Consider the following 6,942-nt stretch of genomic DNA (forward strand, 5'->3'; position numbering starts at 1 on the left):
ATCGTCGCCCACTGCTGCGCAGCTTGGAACAAGCTCGTCGATCAGCCCTGGAAAATCACGTCCATCGGAATGCGAGATTGGGCGCATGGGTCTTGATCAGCGCCCGTTGGTATCAGTCGCTGATCTCCAGGTTTTTCAAGAAGCGCGGCATCACGTGGAAAAAAAGACTGCGCACGCCGCGGAGCAGCAGCGCGACGACGTCCTGGCTGCGCGCCGAGCCTGGTTCGAGGCGCAGCTCGATCTCGATCCGAGGAAGCTGGTCTTCATCGACGAAAGCGGCCTGAACACGAAGATGGCACGGCTTCGTGGCCGCTCCAAGCGTGGGGAACGCTGCCGGGCCGCCGTTCCACACGGCCATTGGAAGTCTACCACCTTCACCGCTGGTTTGCGGATCGACGGCATCGTCGCGCCGTGGCTTCTCGACGGCGCGATGGATGGCGAGGCTTTCCTTGTCTACGTTCGGAAGGTGCTGGCGCCGACACTTTCGCCCGGCGACATCGTGGTGATGGATAACCTTCCCGCGCATAAGGTCGCCGGTGTCAGAGAGGCCATCGAGGCAGCCGGAGCGGAGCTTCGATACCTTCCGCCCTATTCGCCGGATTTCAACCCGATCGAGATGGCATTCGCCAAGATCAAGGCGTTCCTCAGAAAGCTGGCAGCCCGCACGATCCCTGGCTTGTTTGATGCCGTGGCGCTGGCGCTCGACATCTTCAAGCCGGACGAATTCCGAAACCTCTTCGCCCATGCCGGATATGACCCCGATTAAGGTGAAAACGCTCTAGTGGCTCGATGTCTCCGCAACTTGGCGTGGCCGGGCAGATTGTGAATCTGCTACAGTAGGTGGTCCTTTCACGCCACGGCGGCTTGAGCAGGCAGTTTAGCCGAGGGTGGTGCGAGCCGACTCGTCGTGACAAGCTTGTTAGGTTTAATGCTTTGTGCGTGCACACATTGCTCCCGGAACATGATTTTCCACAAACTCGCGGAAGGCGGTTTCGATTGCGCGATCGCGCACTGCACCGGACTCCCCAAGCGTCAGCGAGATTGTTCCAGCGCAGCTGTGTTGCGCGTCGCGCCCCGCGGCTGGCCATTTCTCGAGATGCGTTGCTGTGACCGGATCTCCGCATGCCTTTGCGAGTTGGGTGCAAGCGAGACCGCATCCGTGGTCGAGGATTTCCTCAACGACCTCAGCCCGCGGATTAGCGTGCTTGTTCCGTCCGTTCGACACATAGACCTGCGCCGGGTTCACCAGCCTCAACAGCCCTTGCACGAACTCGGCCGGCTTTCCTGAGCCCGGCAGCCCACCATGATGCGGATAGACCAGAGCCGATGCGGTAAGCTTCGCGCCCGAGGCGACGACATCCTCGAGACCAGTCGCATCGAGGTCGCCAGAGAGCAGCACGCCGACATCCGGAGTTCGCTCCACCTTAATCACCGCCGACAGAGTGTTCGCGCTATTCGGCTTGCCGTCCGGAGAACGGCCGCCAACGCCAGACAACGCAAGCGCTTCGGAAGGCGAAACTACTGTCATGGAGATGTCGCCGACCGTCAGGGTACCCGGGACGCTAACGTTGAGACTTGGAATAGTCTGCATTGCTTTGTCGCGGCTGGCGACGCGCACCGCCGCGAGCAGGTCGCGATACGCAACCGAGTCCTTGGCGGCATCAGGATTCAGATACAAATTGCCTACGCTCACCTGACTGCTTGTCAACAAAGCGAGAATGCCGGAGAGGTGATCGGCGTCCGAGTGAGAGATCAGCGCATGTTCGATGTGCGCCACACCGAGCTGGTCGAGGGTGTCGAGAATTGCTGAACCGACCGGCGCGTCGATGACAGCGACCACTCCGGCATTCTGCACGATCGCGCAGTTGCCGTGCGCAACATCTAGGATCAGCACATCGCTCAAGACAGTTCTCGAATATCTTCGACTATCTCATTCACATTGTCGAAGTAGATTTCATCCTCGCTCGCGGCACCAATATTTACATCACCCAGGAGATAATCGCCTTTCTTAACAGCATGGCGAACCGCATCGGCAATCTGCCGCTTCGGGAGGACGAATGCGTGGTCGCGATTCCAAGACGGCACAACGATTTCGATGTCGCTCATTCGGACGCCTTCGACGCGCAAAAGGACCCGATGGGGCTTCCGGCTAGTAACCGGCTGATCGGCGATTTCGAGTCGGACGATCTCGCGTAACCGTGAGACCTCCTCAAAACTGAACCCGTCGCGGCCCTTGATCACGGGCACTCGCGGACGCGCCGCGCGTAATTCAATGAGATCGGGTTCCTGAAATGTCGTGAGCAGCATCGCGGGTCGCTTGAGTTCTATCAGTCGTTCGACGACCTGAAGGCCGGTGAAGGTCGCGTACTGCTTGGCAGTCAGGCGATGATCGCAGATCACGAAACCGGGGTCGGCCTTGTCTACCTCAGCGACAAGCCGGTCAATGTCGCCGCCAAATGGTCCCATGATTGCGATCGGCTCGAAATGCTGTTCGTCCAGCAAATCGATGATCGTGTCGCGCCCATCCGGCTCGTCATCGATTACGGCTACACGGTCATTGAGCGCCAGCATCACATTATCCCAGCAAGACGCGCATTGGTGGTAGCTTGACGGTGAACAGCGCGCCGCCGAATTGCGTAAGTGGGTCGACGTCGATCTTCCCGCCCATATCCGACACAGAATCCTGCACGATCGTCAAACCAAATCCCGTTCCCTCAGCTGAGCTGGTAACTCCGGGCAGAAAGATCTCGGAGACATCTAGATCTTTGATACCGCCGGCGTTGTCCTCGACCATGATCAGGACGTCGCCGTCATAAGCGGTCGTGACGTTCATCACGCGATCAGTGGCGTCCGAGCCACGCCGTTGGAAAGCGTTGATCGAATTTGTGATCAGGTTAAGAAGAATGCCCTCGATCAACGCTTCGCTGCCGTTGACGGCGACCTTGCCGGCGCCGAGGTCGACCTTGGGCACAACGTTGAAGTGTTCGAGAATTGGCTCGAGCAATCCCATAAGATTGTTGACGCAGTCGTTGACGTCGATGCGCCCAGAACGCCGTTTTCCTTTCGCCAACAGCTTGAGCGGGATCGACACGAAAGAGTTCAGCTTAGCACTCGATCGCTCAATTCGGCCCACGCGCCGCTCTGCGTCATTGCGTCGCTCCTTAGGGATCATTTTCAGGAGAGAGGCGAGATTCGTGTCGAGTAATTCCAGCGGCCGCCCGATCTCGTGAGCGAACACCGCCGACGTCATGCCCGCCGTTGCGAGCGATCGGTATAGCTGCAACTCCTCACGTAGTACCTTCGTCTCGCGCTCGTTCGCCTTGAATACGCGCGCGATCGCAACATCGACTTCCTTACGCTGGGTGACTGGAACGGCCTTGGCCAAAACTGCGTCCAGCGATGCGTTGGCCTTCTCGGCGCGCTTGCTTACGTCGGCGCGTTCCGCGCGGCGTTTGACTTCGCGCTCGCTGACTCTTACCTTTGCCGCCCAATCGAGGGCATCGATACAGAATTGACGCAATTGCTGGAAAGCAGCGTTTTCCAAGTATCCGACGCGATCCGTTTTCTGAACGAGCGCGCCGGACACATTGGAGACTGAGACGCGTCCAATCGCGCTGTTGGTGCCGGGGCGCAGCTCGGGGCTGCGCACTCGCAAAAGGTTCATATCAAGCCAGTCGTTCCCCGGGCCGCCATAGGGCGGCACACGAAGGCCATCTTGGTAAATATGTACGCCGCCGATATGCTTTAGCCACGCACGGACCTCGGGAAGCGTCGAGCTTTTGTTCGAGAAGCGCGAGGGCTCAAGAACGAAGTGCCACAGGTCGAAACGTAATGGCGGGGCCACATACCTTCGCGAACTGGGCGCCGAGTATAGAATGGCGCCTTTCCAATCGAGGAGCGAGAAGATGGCCTCTCCATTTGCGTGCAGTTCGCCGACGATCCTAAAATCGGCATCCTTGAAATATGAGGCCTCGACTTTCGACTGGAGATCCGTGAACTCGGGTGCGTACAGTTCGGTAGTAAAACCCGGATCGCCAACAATGGATGCACTGTCATCTGAATCGCGAAATGGATCGGACAGCAGTAACAGGTTCCGCGCCAACTTATTGGCGATGCCGAAGCCGAACGCCGATCTCAGGCGCTGGATGCGGATCTCGGTACCGGAAGGTTTATCTGAGACGGCGATCTTGATCGGGATTTCTACGTCCTCGACCGCCTCCGCAATGTCGAACGCATCCCAATCGAGTTCAAGCCGCAGTTCAACCCCGGGCTGCTCGCGCGGCCGGGTGATGACGTTAACACGATGCCCCAGACGAAGCGCAGACAAGCGCCCAAGGCCTTTGTCGCCAACTGGGACGCGTTCAAAGTGGCGGGTGAGCGACGCAGCATCCTTGCGCGATCGTCCGACGATCAAGAAGCCTTGCTTTAGGTCGGCTTCGGTCATCCCGACTCCGTCGTCCGCCACGCTGATGTCACCTCCGGCATCGCCGGTCCGAATTAATTCGACGCGGCACTGCGTGGCATCAGCATCATAGGCGTTCTTGACCAGCTCGATGACGCCTTGGTCCGCATCCGGCACCAGTTCCTCGCCGAGCCGTGAGAGGATCGAAGGGGAAAAGCGCAGTCGCTCACTCATCGGATGCTATCCAGCGCAAACGTTTAATCGCACCTGTCGTCAGATGCCGACATCGCATCAGCTCGTTCAACTGAGTGTTGGTCTCCGGGGACCGAAGCACGGCGACAAGCGCTTCGCACGCAGCCACGCCATTTTCGCGCGGCATCGCGACGAGCAGATGATTCTCGACTGCGACGGCATCATCACCGACGATTACGGTCGCCACGGCACGAAACTTGTCGCTGGGGCTCGAAGTGCGCCGGATCGCAACGAACGGAGGCGTAAAGACCTTGCCGGAATAGGCCAGACGGACTGACGGCATAAACGCCGCATGCCAGGCTGGCGTAGTCTTAGCGCAGATATAAGCTCGGGGAGGGCCGCTCACCGGATCGCGGTGGGGCACGACAGAGCCAACTCGGACTTCGTAGAGGTCGGCTACCGTCGTGCCGACATGTGGCTTGGTTACCTTCCATAGCGGGCTGGGAGTTTCCGAGCGAGAGAGCAGGGTTGAGAAGACGTCGACATCGGTCCATGAATCGAATCGGCCATGGACCTCGAACGATCCCGAGTAGCCGAGCTTCGATAGGCGAGTGCGGAATCGATTGTAGCGCGATCCGCATCGGAGCACCTCAGGAAGTACGGCGGCAATCGGCACGTCCGGTCGTACCGATGCGATGAGATAATCAAGGAAGATCGCGGCGGCGTTGATCTCGCCTGATGCCCAATCGAGCCTCTCAGGCCACGTTGTCTTGCCGAACGGCGGGTTGAACAGAATCGCGTCGGCACGCCGTAGCAGGTTACGACTTTCCGGCGCCGTCATGTCCTGTGCGACGATTTGTGGGAAGGCTTCCAGAGGATCGGTTTGATCCGTGAACCCACCACGCGCCCGCGCCAGCATGCACAGCCGAACCTTGCACAAATCGACTAGGTCCTCGCGAATATCAAAGCCGGCTAGCCGTTCACCCCAGAGCGCTAGTGTTGCCTCTAAATTCGCTCCGAGTGGAAGAACCGCAGCTCGCGCGAGCAGCAGGTCGCCGATTCCGCAAGTTGGATCGAGCACGAGGCAATCCGCATCGAGCATTTCGGTCAGCCGTATCGCCAACCTCCTCGACATGTCGTCGCTTGAGAAGAACGCACCAAGCTCACGTCGCGTGTCGATGTCTATTTCGCGGCGAAAGGTTGCATAGGGCACACCGTTTAGCAGTGGGTGTGAGATCGTAACGGGAGACCGATCGCCGATCTCGCCGCTGGCAGTCTTTACCGCACTGGCGATGAACTCGCCGAATTTGATCGCCGGCCCTGGCGTCCCGGCCACTTCGACGAGGCAGAAATTCGACGTTGCGATAGCGGTCATGCCTTAAGAGTCGCCCACCCGAACCTGACTTGAATCAGGTCGCTCATCGTCCGAGCAAAGGTCAGGGCTCGCGCATCTGGTACGGTGATCTGACCGATCGCCCCTTGCGCGCGATAGATTAGCTGCCGACCAGTATCTCTTCCCCCCCGCTGCAGTCCAGATCTCAAGCGCGGCCTTCAACTTGTCGGTGCGTCGGATCGTTGGGCTATTGCGTACGGCAGCGTCGTCAAACACGTTCGCGACATCAGAATGAACCTGCGAAAGCGACCGGTCTGCGGGAATGCCGTATTCGGCGATGTAGCGAACTGCCAGCTCGGTCCGCTTCTCGACAGTTTCCCGGCTTCGCCCGATGCTTTCGCACGACATGCTGATCGCTGCCGCTAACCGGGCCTGCGGCAGCTTCGCCCGCCGGCGCAAATCTTTCATTTCAACACTAATCACGTGTCCCTCACCAACCTACGATGAGGCGCGGCGCCTCTTTTTGCAACTCATATTGTGGCATCATTTCCCTGGGTTCGGAGAAGTGGGGCGGTTCCACCCTTCCGGTGTCCGGTGTCCGTCTTCGCGGCTGGGCGCCCGAAAGCTGCCTGACTGATGTCGGCCCGACCGCGACGCCGGAAATGACTTCTGCTCTGCGCGCCAAGCTCTCAGCGTTTGTCGCCACCGCTGGTCCCTCGAACGCACACTTCCTCACGGCCAATCTGGCCGTGGGAGAACGACAATGGGACATTCGCAATTTGATCCGGCAGCCAATGCCCAAAGAGCCTGCAACGCAGGCCGAACGGTTGGTGCCAGGCGAGCGCTGAAGCCGCCACACGTTTTGGGCCGTTCGGTTCTGGCTCGATCATGAAGGCAGACTGCGCGGGAATGTCCCGGTCTCTGTTGAAACTCTGAAGTGGGCGGCGTTGCCCGCCTTGAGCCGTTAGGCTCGGGGTGCCGATTCCACTGAGGAGAGCAACGCCATGAAGAAAGA

5 protein-coding genes and 1 pseudogene are annotated in these 6,942 nt (G+C 59.3%); 1 reads left to right on the forward strand and 5 read right to left on the reverse strand.

The annotated features are described in order from the left end of the window. Window positions 1–122: 122 nt before the first annotated feature. A pseudogene (locus VQ045_RS20750) lies at window positions 123–766 on the forward strand (IS630 family transposase); the annotation flags it as partial. 159 nt (window positions 767–925) lie between these two features. Here VQ045_RS20750 and VQ045_RS20755 read toward each other — a convergent pair. The 5 genes from VQ045_RS20755 to VQ045_RS20775 form a co-directional block, all read right to left on the reverse strand. After that, window positions 926–1,903, reverse strand: coding sequence for a ComEC/Rec2 family competence protein (locus VQ045_RS20755; RefSeq protein WP_331831471.1), 978 nt, complete (start codon window positions 1,901–1,903; stop codon window positions 926–928). Further along, window positions 1,900–2,571 (reverse strand): hypothetical protein, encoded by a 672-nt coding sequence (locus VQ045_RS20760; RefSeq protein ID WP_331831472.1) that lies wholly within the window; start codon window positions 2,569–2,571, stop codon window positions 1,900–1,902. Before VQ045_RS20760 ends, VQ045_RS20755 begins: the two co-directional genes overlap by 4 nt. A gap of 4 nt (window positions 2,572–2,575) precedes the next feature. Beyond that, the gene (locus VQ045_RS20765; RefSeq protein WP_331831473.1) at window positions 2,576–4,636 is read right to left on the reverse strand and encodes a sensor histidine kinase; all 2,061 of its coding nucleotides are present in this window, start codon (window positions 4,634–4,636) and stop codon (window positions 2,576–2,578) included. Continuing rightward, window positions 4,629–5,969, reverse strand: coding sequence for a hypothetical protein (locus VQ045_RS20770; RefSeq protein WP_331831474.1), 1,341 nt, complete (start codon window positions 5,967–5,969; stop codon window positions 4,629–4,631). Before VQ045_RS20770 ends, VQ045_RS20765 begins: the two co-directional genes overlap by 8 nt. A gap of 647 nt (window positions 5,970–6,616) precedes the next feature. After that, window positions 6,617–6,942 (reverse strand): hypothetical protein (locus tag VQ045_RS20775; RefSeq protein WP_331831475.1); only part of this gene is annotated, 326 nt, incomplete at its 5' end.

The sequence above is a fragment of the Aurantimonas sp. E1-2-R+4 genome (assembly GCF_036549515.1).
Classification (GTDB): domain Bacteria; phylum Pseudomonadota; class Alphaproteobacteria; order Rhizobiales; family Rhizobiaceae; genus Aurantimonas; species Aurantimonas coralicida_A.

What these genes read in the sequence shown, in the direction of transcription:
- VQ045_RS20760 (WP_331831472.1), bottom strand. Translation starts at nt 2,571, where the DNA reads ATGCTGGCGCTCAATGACCGTGTAGCCGTAATCGATGACGAGCCGGAT.
- VQ045_RS20765 (WP_331831473.1), bottom strand. Translation starts at nt 4,636, where the DNA reads ATGAGTGAGCGACTGCGCTTTTCCCCTTCGATCCTCTCACGGCTCGGC.
- VQ045_RS20770 (WP_331831474.1), bottom strand. Translation starts at nt 5,969, where the DNA reads ATGACCGCTATCGCAACGTCGAATTTCTGCCTCGTCGAAGTGGCCGGG.